Here is a 25,719-nt window from a genome sequence, read left to right as displayed (position 1 = left end):
CACCTGGCCGTCGACCCAGCCCCCGGTGCGGGCGCGTGCCTCCGCCACATGCCCTTGGAAGAGGCGCGAAATCCCGCCTCGCACTCCGATCGGCCGCTTCGGCACCTCATCAGTCGGTAAAGGGTCCGCTAGGCTCGGTGCGTGACAGCTGAACAAGTTCCCGAGGCCCCATACGCCATCGTCGCTGTCGCCTCCTCCGCCGGCGGCATCCAAGGGTTGACCGTGCTGCTGGGAGCGCTGAGCGCGGATCTCTCCGTGCCGGTCCTGGTGGTCCAGCATCTCGACCCGCGCCACCGGACGGTGATCGCCGACGTCCTCTCCCGCCGCACCGAGCTCCCGGTCAAGCTCGCGGAGGCGGAGGAGCGAGCGCTGCCCGGCACCATCTACATCGCCCCTCCCGACCGCCACCTCCTCGTCGACTCCGAAGGCGTCCTGACGCTGTCGAACACCAAACTCGTCCACTTCGTACGCCCCTCCGCCGACCTCCTCTTCGAATCGCTGGCCGGCGCGTACGGGCCACAGGCGATCGCCTGCGTGCTCACCGGTACCGGCAGCGACGGCGCGATGGGGGCGGAGGCCGTCAAGACGCGCGGCGGCACCGTGATCGCCCAGGACCCGGCGACGGCGGATTTCCCGGGGATGCCGAAGGCGGCGGTCGACACGGGAGCGGTTGACTACGTACTGCCTCTTGAAGAGATCGCTGCGGTGATCAGCGGGCTCGTCGAGACCAAGAGGCAGTAATGGACGAAGCTCAGCACGTCAACACCGATGAGGCCCTGGAAGAACTGCTCGTCTTCATCAGAGAGGCCCGCGGTTTCGACTTCACGGGATACAAGCGCTCCACTCTGGGCCGGCGCGTACACAAGCGGATGAACGACGTGGGCATCCGCTCGTACACGGACTACCAGGATCTCCTCGAAACCAGCGCCGAGGAATTCGGCACGCTCTTCAACACGATCCTGATCAACGTCACCTCGGTCTTCCGCGATCCGGAGGCGTGGACCTTCCTCCAGCGCGAAGTCGTCCCGGACCTGCTCGCGGACATGACGCCCGATCAGGAGATCAGGGTGTGGAGCGCGGGCTGTTCCAGCGGCGAGGAGGCGTACTCGCTCGCCGTGATGTTCGCCGAGGCGCTCGGCCTTGAGGAGTGCCTGCGCCGGGTCAAGATCTACGCCACGGACGTCGACGAGGAGGCGCTGCGCGACGCACGGTCGGGGCTGTACACGGCGAAGGCGCTGGAGCCGCTCGCCGCGGAACTGCGGGAGAAGTACTTCGAGCAGAACGGCGCGCAGTTCAGCTTCCGCCCCGACCTGCGGCGCCGGGTGATCTTCGGGCGGCACGACATCACCCGCGACGCCCCGATCTCCCGGCTCGACCTGCTGGTCTGCCGCAACACGCTGATGTACTTCAACGTCGAGGCGCAGACGCAGATCATCGACCGATTCCACTTCGCGCTGCGCGAGGGCGGCTTCCTCTTCCTCGGCAAGGCCGAGATGCTGCTGAACGACGCCGACCGGTTCGACGTGGTCAGCATGCGTCAGCGCATCTTCAAGCGCTGCGCGGGCGACGCCGGGGTGCCGTACCATCCGGCCCCCCTCAAGATCAGGGCGGGCAACAGCCCCGAGCTGCACTCGGTCGCCCGTACGCGCCAGCTCCGCGACCTGGTCCTCGACTCCGGTCCGACCCCGTCGATCGCCATCGACGGCGACGGGACCGTCGTGGTGATCAACAGCCAGGCGAGGATTCAGTTCGGTCTGTCCTCCGGCGACATCGGCCGCCTCTTCCAGGACCTGGAGGTCTCCTACCGGCCGGTCGAACTCCGGTCTCTGATCGACCAGTCGACGCACGAGCGCCGTACGCTCCGCGTCAACCGGGTCGAACGGCGGGTGGGTGAGGATTTCCAGTACTTCGACATCATCATTCAGCCACTCTCCGGGCCCAGCGGTCTGCATGTCGCCACCACGATCTCCTTCACGGACGTCACGGTGGCCACACAGTTGAAGTCCGAGGTCAAACGGATCCGCGAGGACCTGGAAACGGCGTACGAGGAACTGCAGTCCACCAACGAGGAGTTGGAGACCACCAACGAAGAACTCCAGTCCAGCATCGAGGAACTGGAGACGACCAACGAAGAACTGCAGTCCACCAATGAAGAGTTGGAGACCACCAACGAAGAACTCCAGTCCGGGAACGAGGAACTGGAGACCATGAACGAGGAGATGCGCATCCGCACCGAGGAGCTGGACGAGGCCAGGGCCTTCCTGGAAGGCGTCCTGACCAGCATCGCGGCGGGTGTGGTGGTCCTGGACAGCAACCTGAAGGTCAAGAGCTGGAACCGGGGCGCCGTCAACCTGTGGGGGCTGCGCGCGGACGAGGTCCTCGACGAACACTTCTTCGCGCTGGACTTCGGACTCCCCACCGGCGTGCTGCAACCCGTCGTGCAGCGCTGTCTGGAGTCCCGCGAGAGCTCCGGCCCGGTCGGCGTGGAGGCCCTGAGCCGGATCGGCCGGCCCATCACCTGCGACGTGTTCTGCTCCCCCTTCGACGGCCACAACGGCGGCGTCGTCATGATGATGGAGGAGAGCAGAAGCGACAGCCCCGACTGAGCCGGGGACGTACCCTACAGATATGAACCCGCAGGGGCACGAAGAAGCCCTCGTCCTCGCAGCGAAGGCACGGGATCGCGCGGCTCGGGCACACGAGCGCGCGCAGCGGGCCGAAGCGGCGGCCGAGCGGCACGAACTGCTGGCGGCGGGCCCCGGAGGCGAGTTCCACGCGCAGATCGCGGCGACGCACCGCAGATCCGCCGCGTGCCAGTACTCCTCGGCCCGCCTCCAGGGGTCGTTCGCCGACAACACGGCGGAGTGGGCCCGGGGGCGCGGCGCCCCACCCCGGTTCATGGCCGGTGTCGCGGAGGCGTGCGGCACCCGCAGCGCGGCGCTCACGCTCGTCGACTCCGGCCAGAACCAGCTCGCGGTCGCCGTGTCCGACGAGCAGTCCCGCGCGGCCCAGGACCTGGAGTACGTGCTCGGCGAGGGCCCGTCTAGGGACGCGGCGTCGGGGTGCCGCCCGATCCACGCCTCGGGGCCGGGCATCGAGGCGCTCTGGCGCGGTTACGGGCCGGCCCTCACATCCCTGGGCATCGCCTCGGTGGCCGCCGTCCCGCTGGAGACGCAGGACGGCTGCATCGGGGCCCTGGCGGTGTTCGACCCGCCACCGGGCCTCGTGGGGTCCTCCGATCTCACCGAGGTCGCCGCGGCCCTCACCGGCATCGTCCTCCTCGGCCCGGACGCCGACCCGGAACTCTACGGCGGGACCGACCACCGGGCGGCCGTACAGCAGGCGGCAGGCATGCTCTCCGCCCGTATCGGCTGCCCCGTCGGGGACGCGGTGGCGCTGATCAAGGCCCGCGCGTTCACCGAGGAAGTGTCCACCGAGACGATCGCGCGGCGGATCGTGCGCGGAGACCTGAAACTCAACTGACGGAGAGGTGCCATGACGCCCGAGCAGCGGCTGGCCGACGTGTTCGTAGCCCTGGCCGGCAGCACGACGGACGGCCCGATGGACCTCGCCGCGACCCTCTCGATCCTCGCGAAGCGCAGCCCGCCCCTGCTCGGCGCCCGTGCCGCGGCAGTGGTGTTCGCCCCCGGAAAGCATGACGCCGTTCAGGTGGCAGGGTCCGATCCGGAGGTCTCCCGGCTGGAGCACGACGCAGTCGGCTGGCGGGAAGGCCCCGGCCACGACTGCCACCACGCCGACGAACCCCCGGTTCAATCGGCCCTCGACTGCCACCCGGCCCGGCAGCGCTGGCCGCACTACACCCCGCGGGCCCTGAGCCTGGGCCACACCCGTGTGGCGGCCCTCCCCCTGCGCGGACCGACGCGCACCAACGGTGCCCTCGTCCTGCTGTCCGGCCCGCCGAGCGGCCTCTCGCCCGAGACGCTGGCGCTCGGTCAGTCGATGGCGGACTTCACCGCCGTCACCCTGCAACAAGCGCACGAGGCGGACCGCAGCCGGACCCTCGCCGCCCAACTGGAACACGCCCTGACCAGCCGCGTGATCATCGAACAGGCCAAGGGCGTGCTCGCGACGCGCCGGTCGGTGCCCATGGACGACGCCTTCGACATCCTGCGCAGGCACGCGCGTTCCCACCATCGACTGCTGAGCGACGTGGCGCGCGAAGTAGTCGAAGGCCGCGCCGATCCCGCACTGACCGACCCCACCCTCTGAGCGGAAGCACAACCGACGGCAGCGGCACGGGGGAAGGGCCCGCCGGCCGTGTCGCAGACGTCCCCGTAACTCCTCTGCCTCTCAGCTGAATTGACACGGCAAGTGGTCCCACTTTGACTGAGGACCACAGCTCAGGCCCACGCCGTTCCGAAACATTCGGGTGCTGAACAGCCGCCCCCGAGTCCGGACGGCCGCGGCCCCTCAACAGCATTCACGTTGCCGTCGAGGGTGTCGCCCAGACGCCCAGCACCGCGCGCATCTACCGGTGGCGTCACCCCGCCCAGTGAACGTTCGTCGCCAACGCCGAATCCACCCGCGACATCATCATGGATACGCGTCATCCCCTCGTCCCGTATCGACGCGGACAAGATGATCGCCTATACGAATCCGTCAGGGCACGGAGACGAGGCAGGGGCCGGCAGCGGGACCGCGAGCCTGCCGCCGACGGCTCACTTCGCACAGCCAGCCTTCTGGCCCCATGCGGGGATGGCGGATTTCATGAAGCGCTCAAGGGCTCCGCGCCGCTTCTTGGGGTCCTTCGGCGCCTCCTTATCCAAGCCGACCTCGAATACGAGCTTTTTCCGCTTGCCCTGGTAGGTACACGCACTGGTGCTCATCCCGCCGTCGTCGCCCAACAATGCCCGGTCGCCGATGTCGGCCTTCGCCGTGTGCCCGAAGCGGTAGACGCGGCTACTGGCGATCTTGAAGGGATCGAGGTCCGTAGGGACGATGTCGGCCCGTATCCGGATGGCGTACTCATGATCCACGCTCAACGTGCAGTGCAGGCTGCCTGTGCCTGAGATGCGGTTGGGTTCGTGGAACGTGTCGCCGGACGGGAGCAGCGGCTCCAGCGCGGGCTTGTCGACGGCGACCCCGCAGACCTCATCGGGAACTGCATAGTCCCGAGAATCACCGGCGCAGGCGGTGACCGTCCCAAGTATGGAAACGACCAGGATCGCGTAGGCCCTGCTTGGCTTCACTGCGCACCCGCCAGGCCCTTGGCACGGTCGTTTCCGTCATAGGCCGCGGTGCCGATATCGTTTTGCAGAGCGTAGAAGGAATCGGGTTTCGCATTCGGGTTTTCCGGGTTCGCCTTGGCCCACTCGTGGGCGAGGGCCGTCAATTGTCGCTCGCGAACGTCGAAGCTCTTCGAGTTGTCGTCGCTGATCTCCTTCTCGATCTTTGCTTGCTCATCCTGTTGCCAGGCGTATGAGAGCGCGTCGACGCCCCGTTGGGTGGCGTCCCCGACGACAGGGATGAAGTTCGCTGCACCACCGATGACGTGGTATCCCCATTTCGCCGGCCAGGAGGGATCGTCTTGATCGGTCTTGAGTGCCAGGTAACGAGCCTCTTCAAGGAAACCCGTGGTGTGACCTGCCCGTAGCAGGGTCTCCCGCGGGTCCCCAGTCTTGCCCGCGTGAATTTCGCGGACCATTTCCTGGTTGAGCCCCTCGTTGAGGATTCCGTATGCGTCCTGGTCGCGGGAGACCTGCTTGGTGACTTCCAGCAGCTGCTTGCGGTCGAGCGGGCTGGAGTCAGGGTCGAGGCTGCTGGCCGCGCGGTGCACCGTGTCACCGTGGTTGGCCAGGACCTTGGCCATATCGTCTCGCATCTCCGGTGGAAAGTCGTCCCCGGCTTCCGACAGGTAACCCAGCGACCGGTCGAGCACCTGCTGGTGCTCAACCGTGTGCTCCACAAACGGCGCCTTCTTGTCATCGGCGTCCATCCCTGTAGCAGCGGAGAACAGCGCGGCACCCGCGGCGTCACGGCCGGCGATCGGGCCGTCGTCCTTCATGCCGTCGGGGAAGTAGAGCCGGTCCTTGAGGAGATACTGGGCGTTGTCCTGGGGCTCGGTGGCATTGAAGAACTCCGTGGACGCGGCGGGGTTGTGGCTGAGCGCCTTGAGGAAACCGGTCATTGGGTCGTGCCCGAAATCGTTGTCGGCACCGAAGTTGAGGTGGTTGTTCTGGACGAGCGGTCCGTTCCAAAAGTTCCGGGGAAGCTTCATCTCCTTGTCGGTCTTCACGAGAGAATTTCCGTAGTCGTCGAGGAAGTCCTTCTCGTAGACTCCCGTGCGCATCAGATTGCTCATAACCTGGAAGCCATAAGCCTTCTGGCGGTTGGGCAGGTCCAGCACCTCGGGGCCGAGGCGTATGACATCCTTCTTCCACTGCCGCATCTGCGGACTGTCGCTGTGCGTCGCCTGAGCCAGTACGAGGCTGAGGTTCTTCTGCGTCTCGCCCAGTTCCTTGATGCGGGCGTCACTGGGACGCGGGGACTGACGCGGATCGGTCAGGCCCGCATAGAAGTCGAGCGTTCCCTCGGCGCCCAGCCGAGTGGCGAACCGCTCGGAGAAGATGGGGGTTTTCCTTGTTGTCCGCGAGGAGTTCATTGAAATGAGCGAGTTCCGTGTCCGTCATTTTTGGGCCCTTGGAAGCCAATTCGACGGCGGAGTTCGCATCCTTGATCGACCGCTCGCGATCCTTCTTCTGGAAATCGTCCAAAGAAGTGTAGCTGTCACTGTCGAAGTCGTACGGGTGCTTGGCAACGATATGGTTCAGGGCACGCGCCACCGTCTCATCGGCCTCTGTCGCCTTGTCGAGAGCCCGCTTGATCTGATCCCGTACGGAATCCATGGTCTCCATGGACGGACCGGGATGGGCATTTCCCTTGCCGCGTCGGTCCGGGTGCACGGAGCGGGCGACGACGCCGTCGGGCCAGATGGTGACGCCCTTCGGCGGGTGGTCGACAATCTGCTGAAGCTCGTCCTTGGCCGCCTTGAGCGAAGCGTGTCCATCCCGCAGGATGTTGCGGACGCTCATCGCCTCAGTAACCGCGTCCTGGAACTCCTTGGCCGTCTTGTCGACGAATGGCTGGGTGACGGAGGCGTTCGCTCCTTGCCAGCGGGCTTTGTCCGACTGGGCTTTCATACCGCTCTGCGCCTCGTTGGCTAACTGATCCAACTTGGTGATCATGTCCGACCAGTCACCGACCGCGGTGTTGAGTTTCCCCAGGCGAGCATGGAGGACGTCCTCGAACTTCAACTGTGCCATCTCTGACCCCTTACTCCCTCTGCCTCAGCTGTAGTAGTCAGCTATGCGGGACGGCGTCATGGCCTTCTTCTCCGCGTTCCGCATGCCTGTAGCGATCTTCTGATCCTCATCGCCGTAGGCCTTCGAGGAGTAGTCCAGATGGTTGGAGATGTGCGCACACGCTTCCTGAAGCGTCTTGACCTGCGTCTCCCAGGTAGCCGCCGCCTTGGTGAGCGCCACCCCGGTCGTGAAGTGACCACTGGTGAGCTCAGTCGCCGCGCTTTCACTGGAGGCCTTCGCGTGCCCGCCGGCAGCCTTCAACCCTCCGTGCAGCTTGTACGCGGAGTGGCCGACGACGCCGAGGTCGTCCTGTGCGACCACCAGGTCACCCTGGCCGCCGCCACTGCCGTCAAGCTGATTCAGTCTCGTATGGATGGCCGAACTTCCCTGTGCAGCACGTGATTTGGCCTGCGCCCATTCCATGCCGAACGACATGCGCTTACCCCCCGCATCAAACTCATGATCTTGATAGAGGCTCACGCTACCTACGTCGCCAAACCAGTGCCACAGCCCTCTGAAGCCGATGCCAGATCCTGACGCCGCGGCGAGCTCCTACCCCTGCATCGTTACCGGCCAGGCGGTGCCGGTTACACGACCCGCCAGTCCTAACAACACCCCCCGCAACCAGCACAGTTCACACTCCCCACTTTCCCGACTATGCGATTGAAGCTGTGCCGCTTCAACCCTGTCCGTCCCATCCGGCCACCTCCCGCCTCATCGACACTTTCCCCGCCGTCGCGGGCCCGGTTCGCCGCGCGGACGGCGCAGGAGAAGCCGTCCGCACGAGCATCCCGGGGGGCGAGCATGATCGCGCACCCCCTCTGGGACGACTCCATGGCCAGCTCACCGCAAAGCGGCCGACACAGGTGTCGCACGTACTTGCAGATGACCGCGGCGACACTGGCCAGAGCCTCGCCGCCTCAGATCTCGGCGGCCGGCGTGACCGCGGGCAGGGGTGCGCAGCGGCGCCGGCACCGGCTCAGCGAACAAGGCGCGCCGCGGCGGCGAGCCGAACGGCATCACGGCCCGCCGCACGCTCGTACCGGACAAGCCCCTCGGCCAAGCCGCCGTCACGCCAGCCGAACGAGCGCACCCACCAGCATGCGTCCGGCCCTCGCCGAGAGGACCCGGGCGGCGAGCTGTGCCGTCACCCCCGCACCCTCGAAGGCTCCGTACTACCGCACCCGCACCCTCGAACGCCCTGCGGGGCCACACTCCACCCGAGAGCCAGAACGGTCATTCCGCCGGCCGGCGGCTGCGTACGCGGCTGGCCGAGTCCGTCGAGCGGGCCGCCCCGGCCCCGGGCGGCTCGCAAGCGCGTCTGCTCGCGGCGTTCGACAGCCTCCAGGAAACCATTGACGCACCGGGTTTCCGGGGCTGCGCTTTCGTCAACGCCTGGGTCGAACTCGGTGGGCGCGGAGACGGAAGCCATCCCTCGGTGGCCGAAGCGGTGCTGGAGCACAAGACGCTGTTCCGTGACTTTTTGGTCGGGCTCGCCGAGGACTACCCGGACGCACAGGCCGTCGGCGAGCGCATGCACATCTTGATGGAAGGGGCCATGGTGACGTCCTCACTTCTGGGAGCGGACGCCACTGCTCAGGCCCGAAGCGTCGCGTCCGCCGTGCTTGCCGCAGCCGACACCGCGCGGAAGGCGTAAAGCCCCACCGGCGCCCGCCGAGCACCGACGCTCGACTGTCGGCGGGGCGCACGACGGCGCCCGTATGGCCCGGTCATAGAATCCCGTGGGCTGGATGTCATTCGGCCCCCCAGCCCTCGCAGAGCGGGCGCACCCGCTGGTGCGGGGCTCGGTCGCGTCCGACGGAGCCGTGCCCCCGATGCCGATGGCCCACCCGCCAGGGCCTGTGCCGTATGGAGCCCCTCACCGTCGAGTTCCCCCGGCATGGGGGAGTTCGGTGCGCGAGGCCGACGATCGCCGCTGGAGTACCAGCCCTCTTCAGCCGCCATCGGCGCAGAGGAAACAGAGCCGCCACCCTCACCCGAGGGTGCGGCTTGCGCGGATTTTCCCTTCAAGGAATTTGATGACCATTGGAGTATTGTGAATTAAGTAGAAACATAGAGCCGAATGGCCGGTATCCAGCCTTTGGCGCTCCTCGTTCAGTGACTATGGACAACAACCCTCACGCCCCTTTTCTACGAGTTCGACGCCTGGGCAAGTGGCTCCTCAAGCCGATCATCTCCCCCTCCACGGTGGACCGCCCGCTCTCGGCCTACCTGGAACACAACGGCGAAGAGGTCCAACTAGTGAACTGCGCCGACCTCTTGGAGCGCCTGCTCGTCGAACTGGACGGCATTCAGGCCGTTCTGTGGGGGCAGCCCCTCACCATGGACCACTATTCGCTCGCGGGGCCGCCGCCCCTGTACCGGCCGCTCTCGGCCACGGCCTGAGCGAATCGCTCCCGGTCCGCACCGCTTCCTCACAGCACGGAGTCGCCGTGTACGAACCCAACTCCCCCTACGTCTTCGAGCCCTCTCCCACCGACCCGAACTGGACCTCTGGGCCGAGGTTCGGCTTGGGCGATGGGCCCCTCTTCAACGACGCGGCCCTCCACGAGAGCCTGGCGGACACCTGTGACGCGATCGCGGCGACGGACGGCACCTACCTGGACGCAGAGATCGCCGACCTGCTCAGCACCGCGGAACACCCGCCCGTAGCCGCCGACGCCCCGCACGCCGCCGCGCACAGCCACCGCAAAGCCACCCGTCCGCCGTTCCGCCGCGACGGCAAGGCCGGCGGCCGCACCTGGAAGCGGCTGCTGAGCCTCGTCTCCATCGTGCTGACCACCGTGCTCGTGGCCGCCGTCGGCGTCCTCGGCGCCGCGGCGTCCTACCCCGCGCTGCACGGCCTCGCCGCCGGCGTCGCGCCCGGCGGCGTCGCTCTGATGTGGCCACTGCTCGTCTACGGACCGTGGATCGCCGCCACCCTCTCGATCCTGCGGGCCCGCGCCTACCGGCGCCGCACCGCCCACTCCTGGTGCGTCCTCATCCTCTTCGCCGCCATCGCCATGGCCCTGTGCATCATCCACGCCCCCACCACCCCTGCCGGCATCACCGTGGCCGGACTCCCACCCGTCACCGTGCTGCTCTGCTTCCACCAGCTCATCCGCCAACTCGACCTCACCCCCGGCCCCGCGCCGACCACCCGGCACGCCTCCACCGCCCGCGGCGCACACCGCCAACGCGTCACGGGCTGAAGAGCCGACCGGCATCGCGGTCGGCGCCCGCTCTCGCGGGCTCGTCGGCTGCGCGCCGAGGTAATTCGATGGCGTGCGGGGAACCATGGGACCACCCTGATCTTTGTGGCAGAACCCAAGTACCGGATTCGATCCGTGCACACAGATTCAACAGTCACCGTCTACCAGGCGTACGGGCCGGAGATCGGCCTGCCGTCGGCGCAGGAGGGCCGTTTCCCAGCGGCGTGGAAGCGGGACCGGATGACATGGATCAAGCCGTCATTCCTGTGGATGATGTACCGCTGCGGATGGGGTACCAAGGAAAGCCAGGAAACCATCCTCGCCGTCGAGATCACCCGTGAGGGCTTCGAGTGGGCACTCGCACACGCCTGCCTGTCCCACTACGAGCGGGGGCTCCACACCGACCATGCCGCGTGGAAGCGCCAGTTGAAGCGTGCGCCGACCCGCGTGCAGTGGGACCCCGAACGTGACCTGCGCCTTCAGCCACTTCCCCACCGGTCCCTCCAGCTCGGCCTCGCCGGCGAAGCCGCACGCCTCTACGCCGACGAGTGGACCGTCTCCATCACCGACGTCACACCGCTCGCCCATACGATCCACGCGCACGTACGGGACGAAAACCTGGACGCCGCACGGCAACTCCTGCCCCGCGAGCGCCCCTACCCCGTGAACGACGAGACCTTGGCTCACCTGGGGGCGAGGGCGGAGGTCACCCCACCCAACCCTCGTGCACCTGGTCCGCCATGCCCCCGACCCGGTTCAGAACGCACCGCATCGCCAGCCTCGGCGAGTTCACCACGGCACAACCGAGCGGAACGGTACGACCGTTGGGGAGGCATGCCAACGCCAGTACGCGAATCTCGCGACTAAACCGGGTCCGGCGCGAAGACGAGATGCACCCGCTCACCACACCGCCGCGTTCGTGTCCGCCAGCTCCGGGTACTACCGGGGCAGCGAAGAGACGCACCATCCCGGACAAGCAACAGCGCCCACCCACGGTTGACACTTCGGCCGGCGATCTCTTCCTGGGGGCCGAGGCCGAGATGCGTCGCTACAAGTCGATGTTCGAGCATCTGCAGGCAGTCGTCTTGGCCCCTGATGAGAGCGCTGACCTACTGGTTGAGATTGCAGAGGCGCGAGACTAAGGGACGAGGTGTTTGGAATGAAGTACGACCTGTCCGAAACGACATGGCGAACGAGCAGCTACAGCAGTGGCAACGGTCAGTGCGTGGAGATCGGTGAGGGTACGCGGGGGCTCGTGCCCCTACGCGACAGCAAAGCCCCCTCCGGCCCCGCCCTCGTCTTCAGCGCGGAGGCGTGGGACTCGTTCATAGCGAAGTTGAAGACCGACGATTCCTGACTCACCGAAACCGCCGCCACCACGTGAACGATAGGCACCGAACCCTTCCGCGAACGCGAAGCGGTCCCCTGGGCCGTGGGTAGGCAGCCTCGACATGATCGCCAAGATGCGGCAGGAGCTGTAACGACCATTGCGTAGAGAGGTAACACAGAATGAGCACCCCCGAGCTTGGGAACACTGCTTGGCGCTGGCGGAAGAGCAGCTACAGCGGCCAGGGCGGCGACTGCGTCGAGGTCGCCGACGGCGCTCCGGGGTATACGCCGGTGCGCGACAGCAAAGCCCCCTCCGGCCCCGCCCTCGTCTTCGGCGCGGAGGCGTGGGACTCGTTCATAGCGAAGTTGAAGACCGACGGTTCCTGACTCACCGAAACCGCCACCACCACCTGAACGATAGGCACCGAACCCTTCCGCGAACACGAAGCGGACCCCTGGGCCGTGGGTGAATTCGAGGGTGGGTTGCAGCACTGTCGGCGGGCCAGGCCCGGCAACTCTGCGAAGCGCTCGACCGGGCTTCACGGTCGAGCGCTTCGCGTGGGCGACTGTCGAGGATACGGGCCGGAGACCTGGGCGCCGCACGGCAGCCCGTGCCCCCTCGAACACTCCCACCCCGTGCACGAGGGGGCCTTGGCTCACCTGCGCCGATGAACCCGGCGATCACTTGAGCCGATCGTTCGTCGTCGCGCCGCTCGCCGGGCCGGGCCGGGGACCGGCCATTCGAGAACGCCGCCTTTCCCTGTCACCCCTGGATGGCGACGCTTATCGCCAGCGAAACGATGAGAGTGCTCGACAATAGCGCGGTGATGATACGGCCTCTCCGACTCGTCAGGAAACGCCCCAGTATCGCCCCTCCCCCGGCCAAGAATAGTTGCCAGCTACCGGAGGCCGCGATGATGGCGGCAACATAGGCAGCCTCTTCCACAGGGGTTCCTCCCATATGGGATTGCCTGCCCAGCACGAGCGCCACAAAATAGATGGCCGGCCAGGGATTCAAGGCCGTCAGTCCGAAAAAGGTGAGATAGGAACGCAGGGGCCTCACCCCCGCGGCTTCCGCCTTCCGGTCCTCAGGGGAATCGTGGCGCTGCCTGATCGCCGTCACAGCGATGCGAATCGCCATCCCGATGAGGATAATCGCGGCGACCGAGCGCAGCAGCCCCGAAAGCGGCTGAATCGCCGTGGCCAGTGCGCTCCCGCCCAACACGGCCGCCACGGCGTAGAAGGCGTCAGCTGTGGTGGCGCCTACCGCAGCAGCGGCTCCTACGCGGAAGGACGTGCGAGCCGTCATGTCGATCATGAGTACAGCCACCGCCCCCACCGGGACCGCGAGACCGTAACCCGCCCACATTCCAGCAATGATCGACTCGGTCATGAATTCTCATGACGACTGACTGAAACCCATTGGGCCGGATTTCTCCGGTCGCCGATCCAGACGTCGATTCGGACGTCGATTCGGACGTCGATCCAGTCGTCTACACAGGCGCCCGTCCAGGCGTCGTTCCAGGCGTCGATTACGAAAGAAGATCTTTGGGATATTCGACCCCGAAGCCCATACGGGCCGTGGCGCGGCATGGCCATGACTGTCATGTGATCAGTCTCACCGAAAGGATTTTTCGGGTCCATCAAATATTTCCGAACAGTACCGTGTTGTCTGGTCGAATGATTGACTCTCGGCTACAGACCCTGCGTGTGCTGAACGAGGAAAAGACCATCACCGCGGCGGCGGAGGTACTCCACCTCTCCCCCTCCTCCGTCTCGCAGCAACTCCGCCAGCTCTCCGCCGATCTCAACATCGAGCTGCTGGAACATCACGGGCGCAATGTCCGGCTCACGGCCGCCGCGCGAACTCTGCTCGGCCATGCCCACACCCTGTTCGCCCAGTGGGAGCGCGCCAGTGGAGACCTGGCCATGCATCGGGACGGCAGGGCCGGAGAGCTGCGTGTGTCCGGCGTGGCCACGGCCATGGCCTCGGTGGTGGTGCCGGCCATGGCGAAGTTGCGGCGCCGGTACCCCCAGATGTCATTCCAGCTCGGCGAAGACCCCGAAGAGGACCGTTTCCACCTCCTGCTCATGGATCGCACGGACATCGCCGTCGTCATCCCCGCGTCGAGTACCCCGGCGCCCGACGACGAGCGGTTCGAGCAGCATCCTCTGCTCGAAGAGCCTCAAGACCTGCTCGTTCCCCTGGGCCACCCCTTCGCCGTAGCGGACTCCGTCGCGCTGGCGGACGCCGCGGCGGAGAGCTGGCTTCGGGCAGGCGACCCGCGGGACCAGCACCAACTGCTCGTCACAGCGTGTGCTTCAGCCGGGTTCGCGCCTCGGGTCAAGCACAACGCGGTCGACTGGAGTGCGGTCGCGGTGCTGGTCGCGCAGGGCTTCGGGATCTGCCTCGTGCCGCGACTCGCGGCCATCCCCGACCGTTTCGACGTCGTCCGGGTACGGCTGCACGGTGAACCCATGCCCGTACGCAAGTTGGTGGCCTGCGTCCGCCGGGGCAGCGGTGCCATACCCACGATCGCTCGTGGACTCGACGCCCTCAGGGAATCGGCGTCGGACTGGCAGTTCTCGACGGGCTCCGGCCCAGGAACCCGGTAGCGCCCAGTCCGGTGGCACCCGGTCCGGTGGCACCTGGTGGAGGGCGCCGGAGTGGTCCGTGTGGGTGAGCAGGGACGATTCTGCTTGATTCCTTCGGGTGAACCGTGACTTTTTGATCACTGGCTTGGGCAACGTCGAGGAGCCATATCACCGCCTCGACCAAAGGGGTTGCCCTCGTGCGTCTTCGAACCATCACGGCCGCGGTCGTCAGTACCCTCGCGCTGCTCACCGCCGTACCCGGCTCCGCCTCCGCCGCCGACGGGCAGTTCCGGTACACGTACAAGACCGCCGAGGGGCACGAGGTCGTCGGCTTCCTCAACCACCCGCCGAGCGGGAAGTGCATCAACCTCCACGGCGTCGGCTCCGACGCCCTGCCGCCCGGGCACTCGCCGAAGAACCGGACGGACCGGACGGCCACGGTCTTCCTGCACGCCAAATGCACGGGCAAGGAGTACTTCTCCCTGCGTCCCCACACTGGCGGCGGCTCGGAGCGGCTGAAGGTGCGTTCGGTCGTCTTCTCCTGAGCGACTGAACGACCCCTGCCCCCGCCCGGGCCCTCCCCATCGCGGCCGTACCGCGTCGGAGAGGGCCCGGGCACGGCAGCCCCGCCACCGAGTGGTCTCACGCGGTACGCGGCGCCGCCCGGGAGGCGGAAACGCCTCCGTCAGGGGACGGTGGGCATGGGCATCGGGTACCCAAGCGCCCGAGAACATGCGACGGACGGCGGAGACCATGAGTGACGGCGGATCGCGGCGCTGCCTGGTGACGGGCGCCACGGGGTACATCGGCGGCCGGCTCGTACCCGAACTGCTGGCGGCCGGGCACCGGGTGCGCTGCCTGGCCCGGTCCCCGGAGAAGCTGCGCGATCACCCCTGGGCCGACCGGGTCGAGGTGGTGCGCGGCGACGTCACCGACGCCGCATCGGTCGGGGACGCGCTGCGCGGCATCGAGGTCGCGTACTACCTGGTGCACGCCCTCGGCACCGGCTCCGGGTTCGAGGAGACCGACCGCCGTGCCGCCCGTATCTTCGGCGAGCAGGCCCGCGCGGCGGGGGTGCGGCGCATCGTCTACCTGGGCGGTCTCACCCCGACGGGCGTCCCGGACCGGGAGCTCTCCCCCCACCTGCGCTCGCGCGCCGAGGTGGGCCGCATCCTCCTCGGTTCCGGCGTGCCTGCCACCGTTCTGCGCGCCGCCGTCATCATCGGGTCGGGCTCGGCCTCCTTCGAGATGCTGCGCTACCTCACCGAACGGCTGCCGGTGATGGTCACGCCCAGCTGGGTGGCGACCCGGATCCAGCCGCTCGCCGTCCGGGACGCCCTGCGCTACCTCGTCGGCAGCGCGACCCTGCCCGACGAGGTCTGCCGCGCCTTCGACATCGGCGGCCCGGAGGTCCTCACCTACCGGGAGATGATGCGCCGGTACGCGGCCGTGGCCGGGCTGCGGGACCGCCTCATCGTGCCCGTACCGCTGCTCTCACCAGGGCTGTCCAGCTACTGGGTCGGTCTGGTCACCCCCGTGCCCCGGTCCATCGCCCGGCCGCTCGCGGAGTCGCTGCGCCATGAGGTGGTGTGCGCCGAGCACGACATCGCGCGGTACCTGCCCGATTCCCCCGGCGTGCCCCTCGGCTTCGACGAGTCCCTCTCCCTGGCGCTCCAGCGGGTACGGGGCGCGCAGGTCAGCACCCGTTGGTCGTCGGCGTCCGTCCCCGGTGCGCCCAGCGACCCGCTGCCCACGGACCCCGGCTGGGCGGGCGGCAGCCTCTACACCGACCGGCGCGAACGTACCGTCGAGGCCCGCCGGGAGCAGCTGTGGCGGGTCATCGAGAGCATCGGCGGCGACAACGGCTGGCACTCCTTCCCGCCCGCCTGGGCGCTACGGGGCTGGCTCGACCGGCTGGTCGGCGGGGTGGGGCTGCGGCGCGGGCGCAGGGACGCCCAGCGGCTGCGGGTCGGGGATTCGCTGGACTTCTGGCGGGTCGAGGAGATCGAGCGCGGCCGGCTGCTGCGGCTGCGCGCCGAGATGCGGCTGCCGGGGCTGGCGTGGCTGGAGATGTGCGCGGACGAGGACGACGCGGGACGGACCCGGTACCGGCAGCGAGCGCTGTTCCATCCCCGGGGCCTGCTCGGACACGCCTACTGGTGGAGTGTGGCGCCGTTCCACGCCCTCGTCTTCGGCGGCATGGCCCGCAACATCGCCCGCGCCGCCGAGACGACGGACGAGGAGCCTGCGGGCGAGGTGCGTACGGGCGAGGAGCCTGCGGGTAAGGCGCGTACGGACCAGGATTCGGCCGCCGGGGAGCCCACGGGGCGAGAGGACACCGCACGGAAGCGCCCCCGCCCGCACCCCTGACCGCACCCACCGCCCCCGCCGCGTGTCCCCCTCCCGCCTCTCCGCCCGCCGGTCCGCCGGCCCGCCGTGTGTCAGCATCAGCGGGTCACTGGCCACCGGCGCGACGCCGAGCCGTGCCCCCTCCCCGCGATCCCCTGCCCTGCCCTGCCTTGCCTTGCCTTGCCGTACCACCGGCTCAGATGCGCTTCCCCCCGGTATAACCGGTATAACCGGTATAAGGAGTCCGTCGCGTGAGTGTTTCCGTCGTGCTGTTCACCTCCGACCTGCGCGTGCACGACAACCCGGTGCTACGCGCCGCGCTGCGCGAGTCCGAGCAGGTCGTCCCGTTGTTCGTGGACGACGACGGGGTGCGCGACGCCGGGTTCGACGCGCCGAACCGGCGGGCGTTCCTCGCCGACTGCCTCGCCGACCTGGACGCCTCGCTGCGCTCGCGCGGCGGTCGCCTGCTGCTCCGCCGCGGCGAGGTGGTGGACCGGGCGTGTTCCGTCGCGGCCTCGGTCGGAGCGGCGCGGCTGCACGTCGCGGCCGGGGTGAGCCGCTACGCGCTGCGGCGCGAGGAGCGGCTGCGGGCCGCGCTGGAGGAGATCGGCTGCGAACTCACGGTCCATGACGCGGTGGTGACGGCCATCGCGCCCGGTCGGCTGACGCCGTCCGACCGCGACCACTACGCCGTGTTCACGCCGTACTTCCGGCGCTGGAGCCAGGAGGGCGTACGGGCCGTACGGGACGCCCCGCGCACGGTGCGCGTACCCGACATGGCCGGCGAGCCGCTGCCGTCCCGCGCCAAGGTCACCGGGGTCTCCGAGGGGCTGGCCGAGGGCGGCGAGACGGAGGGCCGGCGCCGGCTGCGGGCGTGGTGCTCCGGCGGCCTGGCCGGGTACGAGGCCGGCCAGGACGACCTGGCGGGCGACGCCACCTCCCGCCTCTCGCCGTATCTGCACTTCGGCGCGGTGTCGGCGGCCGAGGCGGTCAAGCGGGCGCGGCGGAAGGCGGGGCCCGGTGCCGAGGCGTTCGTACGGCAGATCGCCTGGCGGGACTTCCACCACCAGGTGCTCGCCGCCCGCCCGGAGTCGGCCGCGGCCGACTACCGCCCGCGAGGCGACCGGTGGCGCGAGGACGCCGGGGAGATCGAGGCCTGGCGTACGGGGCGTACGGGCTATCCGCTGGTGGACGCGGCGATGCGGCAGCTGCGGCACGAGGGGTGGACGCACAACCGGGGCCGGATGCTGGCGGCGAGTTTCCTGACCAAGACGCTGTACACGGACTGGCGGGTGGGCGCCCGGCACTTTCTGGATCTCCTGGTGGACGGGGACATCGCCAACAATCAGCTCAACTGGCAGTGGGTGGCGGGCACCGGCACCGACACCCGGCCCAACCGGGTGCTCAACCCGGTGACGCAGGGCAAGCGGTTCGACCCGCACGGCTCGTACGTGCGCCGGTGGGTGCCGGAGCTCGCCGAGGTGGCGGACCGGTATATCCACGAGCCGTGGCGGCTGCGGGAGGACGGCGGGGCCCCGGCCGACTACCCGGCGCCGGTCGTCGAACTGTCCCATGGCCGCGATCGCTTCGAACGGGCCCGCGCTACGGTGGGCGGATGAGCGCAAGAGGAGCCGTGCGTCCCGGGGGACGGAGTGCGCGGGTGCAGGAGTCGGTGCACAGGGCCGTCCGGGAGCTGATCGAGGAGCAGGGGCGGGACGGGCTGACCGTGCCGATGGTGGCCGCTCGGGCGGGCGTCACGCCGTCGACGGTGTACCGGCGGTGGGGCGACCTCGGCGAGCTGCTGTCCGATGTGGCGGTCGAGCGGCTGCGGCCGGAGACGCCGCCGGAGGACCTGGGGTCGCTGCGGGACGATCTCGACACGTGGGCGGAGCTGTTCCTGGACGAGATGGCGTCTCCGTCCGGCCGCGCCTACATCCGGGACGCGCTGGTCGGCGACCCGGACGGCGGCAACGCCGGGCAGTGTTCGGAGTACGCGGCGCAGCAGTTGGCGCTGGTCTTCGGCCGGGCCGCCGAGCGGGGCGAGGCGGTGCCGGACGTGGAGTACGCGATGGATCATCTGGTGGCGCCGATGATGTACCGCATCCTGTTCCGTCCGAGCCCGCTGACGGCCGAGTACGCGCGCGAGCTGGTGGACGGCCTGCTGTCCCGGCCCGGGCCCGCGGGGCGCTGACCCCGGCCTGCGGGGCGCTGAGGGGCGGCCCGTACCCCGGGCGCGGCTGCTGACGGAGCCGACCGGCACGGGGGCGCCTCTTCTCGGCAGCCGCTTCTCGACGGCCGCTTCTCGACGGCCGCTTCTCGGCAGCCGCTTCTCGACGGCCGCGTCCTGCCGCCGACCGGCGGGCCCATACGGCGCGGCGGTGACGCCTTCCGTCTCCTCCCCGTGCCCGCCGGGCAGCGGACTCCGGAGGCGGCCGCGCCCGAGGCCGGACCGGGTGCCGCGGTCGGCGGGTAGGGCGTTGTCAGTGGTGGCGCGTACGCTCCGAGGCATGAGTTACGCAGACCTGCGCGAACTCCAGAGCGCGCTCAGCACCGCCTCGGACATCGCCTTCTCGATCGAATCCGCGCCCGCGGCGCACGAGGCCGACCAGCTCGTCGACGCCCTGCGCCGGGCGCTGGCCGCCGCGAGCGCCCTCGGGGCCGGCGGCGGCGCCACGGGCTGCTCGGAGCATCCGCGAGGGGCGGTGGACCCGCTGTTCGGCGACAAGAACGACCCGCTGCCGCCGGGGTGGGGGCGGTGCCTGCTGTGCAATGACCGCCGGCGGCGGGCCAGCGCGCAGCGCCGGGGCTGGCGCTGACCCGGGCCGGTGCCGCGGGTCAGCGGTTGATGGCTGCCCAGAACTCGTCGAAGGAGAGCACGCCGTCGTCGTTGGCGTCCTTGGCGTTGATGACGGCCTGGGCCACGCTCTCGGTGACGTAGGGGTCGCCCAGCTCGGCCATCACCTTCTTGTACTCGGCGGCGGTGACCCGCCCGTCGCCGTCCTTGTCATACCGCTCGAACGCTGTACGCGCCGCCTCGATGTCCGCCACGGGTCCACCCCTGTCTGTGTGCTGATCCAATGCCGGTGTGCTTGTCCGACCGGCACAGATTAGCGGTAGCGCCGGGCGGCGCCGCAGGGGAGACACCGCCCGGAACCCCGCCCCCGTCAGGCGGCGTTGGCGGGCCAGGCCGGGCCGGGAGTCATACCGCGTCGAGAGCCGCATCGAGGGCCGCGCCGAGAGCTGGGCCGAGAGCCGGGCCGCCCCCGGAGTCACGCCGCGTTGACGAGCCTCATGTACCTGGTCCAGTCCCAGTACCGGCCGGGGTCGGTGTGGTCCGTGCCGGGCACTTCGACGTGGCCGATGATGTGGCTGCGGGTCTTGGGGATGGAGTACCGGTCGCAGACGGCCGCGGTGAGCGTCGCCGAGGCGCGGTACAGGGCGTCCGTGAAGTACTCCGGCTTGTCGACCCACCCCTCGTGCTCGATGCCGATGCTGCGGGTGTTGTAGTTCCAGTTGCCGGCGTGCCAGGCGATGTCCTTCTCACGTACGAACTGGCCGACGTACCCGTCGGCCGAGGCGACCGCGTAGTGGGCGGAGACCTTCGATGACGGGTCCTTGAAGATCTTCATCGTGTTGGGGAACGTCGCCTGCGTGACGTGGATGACGACGAAGTCGAGCGGGTAGGCGGTGGGCCGGTTGGAGTCCGTGTAATTCGCGGTGCTGGCCGGGATCCAGTGGAGCGGAGGATACGACGGGTCGGCCTTGGGCTCGGCGACCGCGCTGTGGCCGGTCATGCGGGCGGCGGCGGTGAGGCCGAGGGCTGCGGCGCCGACGAGGGTCGAGCCGCGCAGGAGATGCCTGCGGGACAGGCCGGGTCTGTGGTGCTCTTGCTCTGTCATGCGTTCTCCCGAGTCCGTAGCTGCTGATACAGGCAGGTACATGCCACTCACTGGCGCGCCTCCATGCTGAGGTTTCAACGACCCCACGCCAAGAACCGCACGGCAAAGAAGGATCCCCCCACCCCTCCCGGGGGCCGCAATTCCGTTGACGCGGAGGGGAATTGGGCCGAAGCTTTCCCGGCGGCGGCGTGTCCACCGTTCAACCGCCCACACTCTCGGATATCGCAACCACTTTCCCTTGGCCACATATCCATTCACCCGTTGTTTGCAAGGCTGGTGTTACACGTCACCTTTGATTCACTTTCATTTTGTCCGCTTTGGTGAGTTATTTTACGCATATAACCCATTAGCGGAGCCAGGCGCCGTCTGCCATAGTCGCTCTCACGACCCCCATTGACCCGGGCAAGGTCGACCACAGCGCCGCGGACCACACCCCTTTCGTCCGCGGCGACACGCAGAGGCCCCCGCGCCGTCGCAAGACGACGGATGGGGGCCTCTGCGTTTTCCGCTACGCCTTCCGCTGCGCTTTCCGCTGTGTCTTCCGTTGCGTTTTCCGTTGCGTTTTCAGCGCTCCGAGATCAGCGGTCGGCGACGCGCATCTCGAACCAGGTCGTCTTGCCGCGCGGCAGCAGGTCCACCCCCCAGCGGTCCGAGAGCTTGTCCACCAGAAAGAGGCCGCGCCCGCTGATGTCGAGCTCTTGCACCGGCATCAGACAGGGCAGCCCCCGGGACGGGTCGCGCACCTCGACCCGTATCCAGCCGCGCCTGCGGCGCATCCGCAGCCCGAAGGAGCGGGCGCCCGTGTGCCGGACCGCGTTGCCGACGAGCTCGGATACCAACAGGACGGCATACTCGGAGAGTTGAGGCGACAGCCCCCACTTGCGCAGCACCACGCACTGGGTCAGCCGGCGGGCGGAGGCGGCGGATTCAGGACGGGAAGGCAACCGCGCCTCTTCGGTCGCCGGGTCACCGAACAGCTCGAACGCACTGACCGCCAGTTGGTCGTCGACGGCCGGTGTCCACCGCACCCCGGCCGTAGCGGCTCGCGGCTGCGGCTGCCCCATTTCCTCCAAGCCCGCCATGGCACCATCATGGCCGCCAAAATGAACCTCGGAGGTGGAACGGACGGATTCATCAGCCCGGAATCCGCCGTTCCGCGCAACCCTCCCGACATATGCCAACGGCAGTTAATCTCCTGCGCTACCCCACTGACCTGCGGTGACCTCTCGCGTATGAAAGATCACCGACCGTCTGCGGCCGGGAAAAATTAGGCTGGCTCAGGCCGGAGATAATTCCCCCGCAAGGAGCACTGGCCGTCGAGCACTGCCCGTAACTCACAGGGGATCAACGGAACTTGGCCTTTCCCGGCCCCTCTTCGACAAAGCTCCGCATCCCGGTGTCCCGGTCCTCGGTCGCGAACAGGCCCGCGAACCATCCGCGTTCAATGGCCAGCCCCGTGTCAATATCGGTCTCCAGCCCCGCGTCGACGGCCTCCTTGGCCGCGCGCAGCGCGATGGCAGGCCCCGCGGCGAGCCGGGCGGCCCACGCGTGCGCCTGCTCGTACACCTCCTCGGCCGATACGACCCGGTCGACGAGTCCGATCGTCAGCGCCTCCTCCGCCCGCACCTGGCGGCCGGTGAAGATCAGGTCCTTGGCCTTGGACGGGCCGACGAGCCGGGCCAGCCGCTGGGTGCCGCCCGCGCCGGGGATCAGGCCGAGCAGGATCTCGGGCTGACCGAGCTTGGCATTCTCGGCGGCGATCCGGAAGTCCGCGCAGAGCGCCAGCTCGCAGCCGCCGCCGAGCGCGTAGCCGGTGACGGCCGCGACGACGGGCTTGGGGATGCGGGCGACGGCGGTGAAGGCTCCCTGGAGGGCGCGGGCGCGGGCCACCATCGCGGCGTGGTCCATCTCCCGCATCTCCTTGATGTCCGCGCCGGCCGCGAACACCTTCTCCCCGCCCCAGATCACCACGGCGCGCACGTCCTCGCGCCGCGTCGCCTCCTCGGCGAGCTCGCGCAGCCGGTCCTGGGTGGCGGAGTCCAACGCGTTCATCGGCGGGCGGTCCAGGCGGATGATGCCCACGCCGTCGGCGGCCTCAAGATGCACAGTCATGGCAGCAGGTTAGCTGCCGTTAACACCCCGCGCGCCGGTGCGTTCAGTCACAGCGCACCGGCCGTACGAGCCGCTCGGCCGTACGAGCTCGGCGGAGCCGCCCAGGCGCGGCTCCGCCCCGCGTACGCGCGCGCCGCCGGAGCGGCACGCGCACCGCCTCGGCTAGCGCCGGGTCCAGTCGGCCCAGGACATGTTCCAGCCGTTGAGGCCGTTGTCCGGCTGGATGGTCCGGTCCTGGGAGTTCTTCACGATCACGACGTCGCCGATGAGCGAGCCGCCGTAGAACCAGGCCGCCGGGGTGGACCGGTCGCCCCCGCCGCGCTGGTCGGAGAGGCCGACGCAGCCATGGCTGGCGTTGACCGAGCCGAAGGTGCCGGCGCCCGACCAGTAGTTGCCGTGGATGAAGGTGCCCGAATTGGACAGCCGCATCGCGTGCGGCACGTCCTTGATGTCGTACTCGCCGCCGAAGCCGACCGTCTCGCCGTTCATCCGCGTCACGTCGTACTTCTCGCTGACCACCATCTGGCCGTTGTACGTGGGATTGGAGGGGCTGCCGGAGGTGATCGGGATGGTCTTGACGGTCTTGCCGTCGCGCTTGACGGTCATCTCCTTGGAGCTCGCGTCGACCGTGGACACCTGGGAGCGGCCGACGGTGAACTTCACGGTCCGCGTCTGGGTGCCGTACACCCCGGGGCGGCCCTCGATGCCGTTGAAGTCGAACGAGAGCGTCACCTTGGTACCCGCCGCCCAGTACTTCTCCGGGCGGAAGTCGAGCCGGTCGTTCCCGAACCAGTGCCCCTTGACCGGTACGGACGGCTCGGCCGTCACCTTGACCGCCGACTCGATGGCCTTCGGGTCGGTGATGCCGCGGTTGAACGTGAGCGATACCGGCATGCCGACGCCGACCGTCGAACCGTTCTCCGGGGTGTAGTAGCCGACGAAGGTGTTCTTCGGGGTGAGGGTGGTGAAGGTCGAGTGCTTCGCGGATTCCCGGCCGTCCTTGTCCCGCGCGACGACGTCCACCGTGTACTTGGTGGCGGCGCCCAGGTGACCGGTCGGAGTCCAGGCCGTCCCGGCGGCGGCTATCTTGCCGGCCACCTCGTTGCCCTTGGAGTCGACGACCTTCACGGTCTTCAGCGTGCCCCGGTCGGCGGCGACCTTGAGGGCTCCGCTCGTCGCGGCGTCGGCCGTGCCGTCCTGGGGCGTGATGGTCACCACGGCCTGCGACTCGGCCTTGTCACCGAGCTTCGCGCCCGCCTTCTTCCCGTCGTCCGAGCCGCCGCCCCCGCCGCACGCGGTCACCAGCAGCAACAACGCCCCGAGCAGCAGTGCGTACAAGCCCTGCCGCCGCCTCCCCGATCCCGGCTGCGCATCCAAAGCGGTCGTCTCCCCTCGAACGGCCCGCGGCCCCGCGGTATTTCCATAGCGCGCCACACCGCGCATGGCGATAGATAACCACAGGGCACTGACAGATCACCTTCCACGAATGTCACCGTTCGGTCCCAAGTGGGGCCGCTGGTAGGGGCCGTGCGAACGGGCGTACTGGGGTGCGTCCGGAAGGCGTGAATCGTACGGTCCGTTCCCGTGCCGCGCCCCCGGTCCGCCCCCGGCCCGCCGCTCCGAAGCGCCGCCGCTCCCCGCCCGGCCCCGCGACGGCTCAGCGCAGCGCGGAGCCGGCCCGCCAGCGCTCCCACGGCATGTTCCAGCCGCTGAGCCCGTTGTCCGGCGCGACCGAGCCGTCCCGCGAGTTGACCACCTCGACCACATCGCCGATCAGTGACTTTCCGAAGAACCAGCCGGCCGGGGTGGACGGGCTGCCGCCCTGCTCGTCGCGGAGCCCCACGCAGCCGTGGCTGGTGTTGACGGAGCCGAACGTCCCTGCCGGGGCCCAGTAGTTGCCGTGCAGGAACGTCCCGGAAGCGGTCAGCCGCATCGCGTGCGGCACGTCCTCGATGTCGTACTCGCCGCCGAAGCCGACCGTCTCGCCGTTCATCCGCGTCACGTCGTACTTCTCGCTGACCACCAGCTTGCCGTTGTACGTGGCGTTCCCCGGCCCGCCCGCGGTGACCGGCAGCGTCGCGAGCCGCCGGCCGTTCCGTACGACGGTCATGGTGTGGGCGGCCGCGTCCACTGTGGAGACCTGGGAGCGGCCGACGGTGAAGGTGACCTTCTTCTGCTGGATTCCGTACGCCCGCGCCGCGCCGCGCACGTCGCGCAGGCGCAGATCGAGGGTGACCTTGGTGCCGGGCTTCCAGTACGCGCGCGGGCGGAAGTCCAGCCGGCCGGGGCCGAACCAGTGGGCGGCCACCTCGGTCCGCGGCTCGGCCGTGACGCGGACGGCGCGTTCGACCGCGGCCCGGTCGGTGACGGGACGGTTGAAGTCCAGGGAGACGATCATGCCGGTGCCGACCGTGGAGCGGTGCTCGGGCTGGAAGTAGCCGATGAAGCGGTGCTCCGGCACGTAGGTGGTGAAATCGGTGTGCCGGGCGGCACGGCGGCCCCGGTCGTCCAGTGCTACGGCGTCCACGGTGTATTTCGCGGCGAGGCGCAGCCCGGCCGGGCCGGTGGGCCGCCAGCGGTGGCCGTCGGCCGAGATCCGCCCCGGTACGGGCCGTTCGTCGCCGTTCTCGACGGCGGCCACCCGTACGCGCTCCAGCTTTCCGCCGGGGGCGTCCACGGTGAAGGCGTCCGCCGCGCGTACGCCCTTCGCGCCGTCGCGCGGCGCGACCTTGATGACTTCTTCGGCCGGCCGTGCGCCGTCGTCCGGCGCGGGTCCGCCCCGGCCGCACCCCGTGAGCGCCGCGAGCCCCGTGAGCGCCGATACGGCCGTTGCGAAGCAGAGTCCTGCCCCCGTGCGCGCCCCGCGCTTCGTTGCATGTGTCACGCCGGGCCCAACGACCG

At 69.0% G+C, this 25,719-nt stretch carries 25 protein-coding genes and 1 pseudogene; 16 read left to right on the top strand and 10 right to left on the bottom strand.

Annotation, left to right across the window (positions count from 1 at the left end; genetic code table 11):
- Positions 1 to 141 precede the first annotated feature (141 nt).
- Genes AC07AB_RS31810 through AC07AB_RS31795 form a run of 4 tightly spaced genes read left to right on the top strand, consistent with a single transcriptional unit; the run spans position 142 to position 4,230 of the window.
- Positions 142 to 741, top strand: coding sequence for a chemotaxis protein CheB (locus AC07AB_RS31810; protein ID WP_478574220.1), 600 nt, complete (start codon positions 142 to 144; stop codon positions 739 to 741).
- On the top strand, positions 741 to 2,606 hold the full coding sequence (locus AC07AB_RS31805; protein ID WP_478574217.1) for a CheR family methyltransferase: 1,866 nt from the start codon (positions 741 to 743) through the stop codon (positions 2,604 to 2,606). Before AC07AB_RS31810 ends, AC07AB_RS31805 begins: the two co-directional genes overlap by 1 nt.
- Before the next feature lie 22 nt (positions 2,607 to 2,628).
- Positions 2,629 to 3,483: a GAF and ANTAR domain-containing protein gene (locus AC07AB_RS31800; RefSeq protein WP_478574214.1), complete on the top strand. Its 855-nt coding sequence runs from the start codon at positions 2,629 to 2,631 to the stop codon at positions 3,481 to 3,483.
- A gap of 12 nt (positions 3,484 to 3,495) precedes the next feature.
- Positions 3,496 to 4,230: a GAF and ANTAR domain-containing protein gene (locus AC07AB_RS31795; RefSeq protein WP_478574211.1), complete on the top strand. Its 735-nt coding sequence runs from the start codon at positions 3,496 to 3,498 to the stop codon at positions 4,228 to 4,230.
- A gap of 449 nt (positions 4,231 to 4,679) precedes the next feature.
- Here the strand turns inward: AC07AB_RS31795 and AC07AB_RS31790 are convergent, their stop codons facing one another.
- From AC07AB_RS31790 to AC07AB_RS31780, 3 genes are all read right to left on the bottom strand, one after another.
- Positions 4,680 to 5,210 (bottom strand): hypothetical protein, encoded by a 531-nt coding sequence (locus AC07AB_RS31790; RefSeq protein ID WP_478574208.1) that lies wholly within the window; start codon positions 5,208 to 5,210, stop codon positions 4,680 to 4,682.
- Positions 5,207 to 6,622 carry a hypothetical protein gene (locus tag AC07AB_RS31785; RefSeq protein ID WP_478574206.1) on the bottom strand — a complete coding sequence of 472 codons (1,416 nt, stop codon included), beginning with the start codon at positions 6,620 to 6,622 and terminating at the stop codon, positions 5,207 to 5,209. The genes AC07AB_RS31790 and AC07AB_RS31785 overlap by 4 nt, the downstream gene beginning before the upstream one ends.
- A 685-nt stretch (positions 6,623 to 7,307) precedes the next feature.
- Complete coding sequence (locus AC07AB_RS31780; protein ID WP_478574203.1) at positions 7,308 to 7,802, bottom strand: hypothetical protein; 495 nt, start codon at positions 7,800 to 7,802, stop codon at positions 7,308 to 7,310.
- 958 nt (positions 7,803 to 8,760) lie between these two features.
- Between AC07AB_RS31780 and AC07AB_RS31775 the strand changes: the two genes are divergently transcribed.
- The 6 genes and pseudogenes from AC07AB_RS31775 to AC07AB_RS31750 all read left to right on the top strand — a co-directional run bounded on the left by AC07AB_RS31775 (position 8,761) and on the right by AC07AB_RS31750 (position 12,250).
- A complete protein-coding gene (locus tag AC07AB_RS31775; protein WP_478574200.1) occupies positions 8,761 to 8,979 on the top strand; it encodes a hypothetical protein in 219 nt (72 codons plus the stop codon).
- Positions 8,980 to 9,440: 461 nt separating this feature from the next.
- Positions 9,441 to 9,728, top strand: a complete 288-nt coding sequence (locus AC07AB_RS31770; protein ID WP_478574198.1) for a hypothetical protein — start codon at positions 9,441 to 9,443, stop codon at positions 9,726 to 9,728.
- A 47-nt stretch (positions 9,729 to 9,775) separates the two neighbouring features.
- Entirely contained in the window at positions 9,776 to 10,534 is a 759-nt protein-coding gene (locus AC07AB_RS31765) for a DUF2637 domain-containing protein (protein WP_478574195.1), read from the top strand.
- 105 nt (positions 10,535 to 10,639) lie between these two features.
- Positions 10,640 to 11,224: pseudogene (locus AC07AB_RS31760) on the top strand (DUF4291 domain-containing protein); the annotation flags it as partial.
- A gap of 469 nt (positions 11,225 to 11,693) precedes the next feature.
- The gene (locus AC07AB_RS31755) at positions 11,694 to 11,891 is read left to right on the top strand and encodes a DUF397 domain-containing protein (protein ID WP_478574193.1); all 198 of its coding nucleotides are present in this window, start codon (positions 11,694 to 11,696) and stop codon (positions 11,889 to 11,891) included.
- A 152-nt stretch (positions 11,892 to 12,043) separates the two neighbouring features.
- On the top strand, positions 12,044 to 12,250 hold the full coding sequence (locus tag AC07AB_RS31750; RefSeq protein WP_478574190.1) for a DUF397 domain-containing protein: 207 nt from the start codon (positions 12,044 to 12,046) through the stop codon (positions 12,248 to 12,250).
- Between the two features lie 376 nt (positions 12,251 to 12,626).
- On the opposite strand, the gene AC07AB_RS31745 is transcribed toward AC07AB_RS31750, so the two are convergent.
- Complete coding sequence (locus AC07AB_RS31745) at positions 12,627 to 13,256, bottom strand: LysE family transporter (protein ID WP_478574187.1); 630 nt, start codon at positions 13,254 to 13,256, stop codon at positions 12,627 to 12,629.
- A 287-nt stretch (positions 13,257 to 13,543) separates the two neighbouring features.
- On the opposite strand from AC07AB_RS31745, the gene AC07AB_RS31740 reads away from it, so the two are divergent.
- The 6 genes from AC07AB_RS31740 (at position 13,544) to AC07AB_RS31715 (ending at position 19,623) form a co-directional block, all read left to right on the top strand.
- A complete protein-coding gene (locus AC07AB_RS31740) occupies positions 13,544 to 14,479 on the top strand; it encodes a LysR family transcriptional regulator (protein WP_478574184.1) in 936 nt (311 codons plus the stop codon).
- A 176-nt stretch (positions 14,480 to 14,655) separates the two neighbouring features.
- Entirely contained in the window at positions 14,656 to 15,003 is a 348-nt protein-coding gene (locus tag AC07AB_RS31735; protein ID WP_478574181.1) for a hypothetical protein, read from the top strand.
- 208 nt (positions 15,004 to 15,211) lie between these two features.
- A complete protein-coding gene (locus AC07AB_RS31730) occupies positions 15,212 to 16,828 on the top strand; it encodes an SDR family oxidoreductase (protein WP_478574178.1) in 1,617 nt (538 codons plus the stop codon).
- A 230-nt stretch (positions 16,829 to 17,058) separates the two neighbouring features.
- The gene (locus AC07AB_RS31725; RefSeq protein WP_478574175.1) at positions 17,059 to 18,426 is read left to right on the top strand and encodes a cryptochrome/photolyase family protein; all 1,368 of its coding nucleotides are present in this window, start codon (positions 17,059 to 17,061) and stop codon (positions 18,424 to 18,426) included.
- Positions 18,423 to 18,998 (top strand): TetR/AcrR family transcriptional regulator, encoded by a 576-nt coding sequence (locus AC07AB_RS31720; protein ID WP_478574172.1) that lies wholly within the window; start codon positions 18,423 to 18,425, stop codon positions 18,996 to 18,998. The genes AC07AB_RS31725 and AC07AB_RS31720 overlap by 4 nt, the downstream gene beginning before the upstream one ends.
- A gap of 316 nt (positions 18,999 to 19,314) precedes the next feature.
- Positions 19,315 to 19,623, top strand: coding sequence for a hypothetical protein (locus AC07AB_RS31715; RefSeq protein ID WP_478574169.1), 309 nt, complete (start codon positions 19,315 to 19,317; stop codon positions 19,621 to 19,623).
- 19 nt (positions 19,624 to 19,642) lie between these two features.
- On the opposite strand, the gene AC07AB_RS31710 is transcribed toward AC07AB_RS31715, so the two are convergent.
- The 6 genes from AC07AB_RS31710 to AC07AB_RS31685 all read right to left on the bottom strand — a co-directional run bounded on the left by AC07AB_RS31710 (position 19,643) and on the right by AC07AB_RS31685 (position 25,702).
- Complete coding sequence (locus AC07AB_RS31710) at positions 19,643 to 19,855, bottom strand: EF-hand domain-containing protein (RefSeq protein WP_478574166.1); 213 nt, start codon at positions 19,853 to 19,855, stop codon at positions 19,643 to 19,645.
- Between the two features lie 221 nt (positions 19,856 to 20,076).
- Positions 20,077 to 20,706: an N-acetylmuramoyl-L-alanine amidase gene (locus AC07AB_RS31705; RefSeq protein WP_478574164.1), complete on the bottom strand. Its 630-nt coding sequence runs from the start codon at positions 20,704 to 20,706 to the stop codon at positions 20,077 to 20,079.
- Positions 20,707 to 21,284: 578 nt separating this feature from the next.
- Complete coding sequence (locus AC07AB_RS31700; RefSeq protein WP_478574161.1) at positions 21,285 to 21,788, bottom strand: ATP-binding protein; 504 nt, start codon at positions 21,786 to 21,788, stop codon at positions 21,285 to 21,287.
- A 262-nt stretch (positions 21,789 to 22,050) separates the two neighbouring features.
- On the bottom strand, positions 22,051 to 22,818 hold the full coding sequence (locus AC07AB_RS31695; RefSeq protein ID WP_478574158.1) for an enoyl-CoA hydratase/isomerase family protein: 768 nt from the start codon (positions 22,816 to 22,818) through the stop codon (positions 22,051 to 22,053).
- 162 nt (positions 22,819 to 22,980) lie between these two features.
- Complete coding sequence (locus AC07AB_RS31690; RefSeq protein WP_478574330.1) at positions 22,981 to 24,147, bottom strand: L,D-transpeptidase; 1,167 nt, start codon at positions 24,145 to 24,147, stop codon at positions 22,981 to 22,983.
- A 328-nt stretch (positions 24,148 to 24,475) separates the two neighbouring features.
- Complete coding sequence (locus AC07AB_RS31685; RefSeq protein ID WP_478574156.1) at positions 24,476 to 25,702, bottom strand: L,D-transpeptidase; 1,227 nt, start codon at positions 25,700 to 25,702, stop codon at positions 24,476 to 24,478.
- Positions 25,703 to 25,719 lie beyond the last annotated feature (17 nt).

The sequence above is a fragment of the Streptomyces sp. NPDC044033 genome, from assembly GCF_056434425.1.
The sequence above is the reverse complement of the archived record's forward strand: the minus strand, read 5'-3'. Positions and strand labels throughout refer to the sequence as shown.

Bases quoted from the DNA above. Each gene is read 5' to 3' on its own strand.
- AC07AB_RS31805 (WP_478574217.1), top strand. From the start codon at position 741: ATGGACGAAGCTCAGCACGTCAACACCGATGAGGCCCTGGAAGAACTG.
- AC07AB_RS31800 (WP_478574214.1), top strand. From the start codon at position 2,629: ATGAACCCGCAGGGGCACGAAGAAGCCCTCGTCCTCGCAGCGAAGGCA.
- AC07AB_RS31795 (WP_478574211.1), top strand. From the start codon at position 3,496: ATGACGCCCGAGCAGCGGCTGGCCGACGTGTTCGTAGCCCTGGCCGGC.
- AC07AB_RS31785 (WP_478574206.1), bottom strand. From the start codon at position 6,622: ATGAACTCCTCGCGGACAACAAGGAAAACCCCCATCTTCTCCGAGCGG.
- AC07AB_RS31755 (WP_478574193.1), top strand. From the start codon at position 11,694: ATGAAGTACGACCTGTCCGAAACGACATGGCGAACGAGCAGCTACAGC.
- AC07AB_RS31750 (WP_478574190.1), top strand. From the start codon at position 12,044: ATGAGCACCCCCGAGCTTGGGAACACTGCTTGGCGCTGGCGGAAGAGC.
- AC07AB_RS31745 (WP_478574187.1), bottom strand. From the start codon at position 13,256: ATGACCGAGTCGATCATTGCTGGAATGTGGGCGGGTTACGGTCTCGCG.
- AC07AB_RS31740 (WP_478574184.1), top strand. From the start codon at position 13,544: ATGATTGACTCTCGGCTACAGACCCTGCGTGTGCTGAACGAGGAAAAG.
- AC07AB_RS31730 (WP_478574178.1), top strand. From the start codon at position 15,212: ATGAGTGACGGCGGATCGCGGCGCTGCCTGGTGACGGGCGCCACGGGG.
- AC07AB_RS31720 (WP_478574172.1), top strand. From the start codon at position 18,423: ATGAGCGCAAGAGGAGCCGTGCGTCCCGGGGGACGGAGTGCGCGGGTG.
- AC07AB_RS31715 (WP_478574169.1), top strand. From the start codon at position 19,315: ATGAGTTACGCAGACCTGCGCGAACTCCAGAGCGCGCTCAGCACCGCC.
- AC07AB_RS31705 (WP_478574164.1), bottom strand. From the start codon at position 20,706: ATGACAGAGCAAGAGCACCACAGACCCGGCCTGTCCCGCAGGCATCTC.
- AC07AB_RS31700 (WP_478574161.1), bottom strand. From the start codon at position 21,788: ATGGCGGGCTTGGAGGAAATGGGGCAGCCGCAGCCGCGAGCCGCTACG.
- AC07AB_RS31695 (WP_478574158.1), bottom strand. From the start codon at position 22,818: ATGACTGTGCATCTTGAGGCCGCCGACGGCGTGGGCATCATCCGCCTG.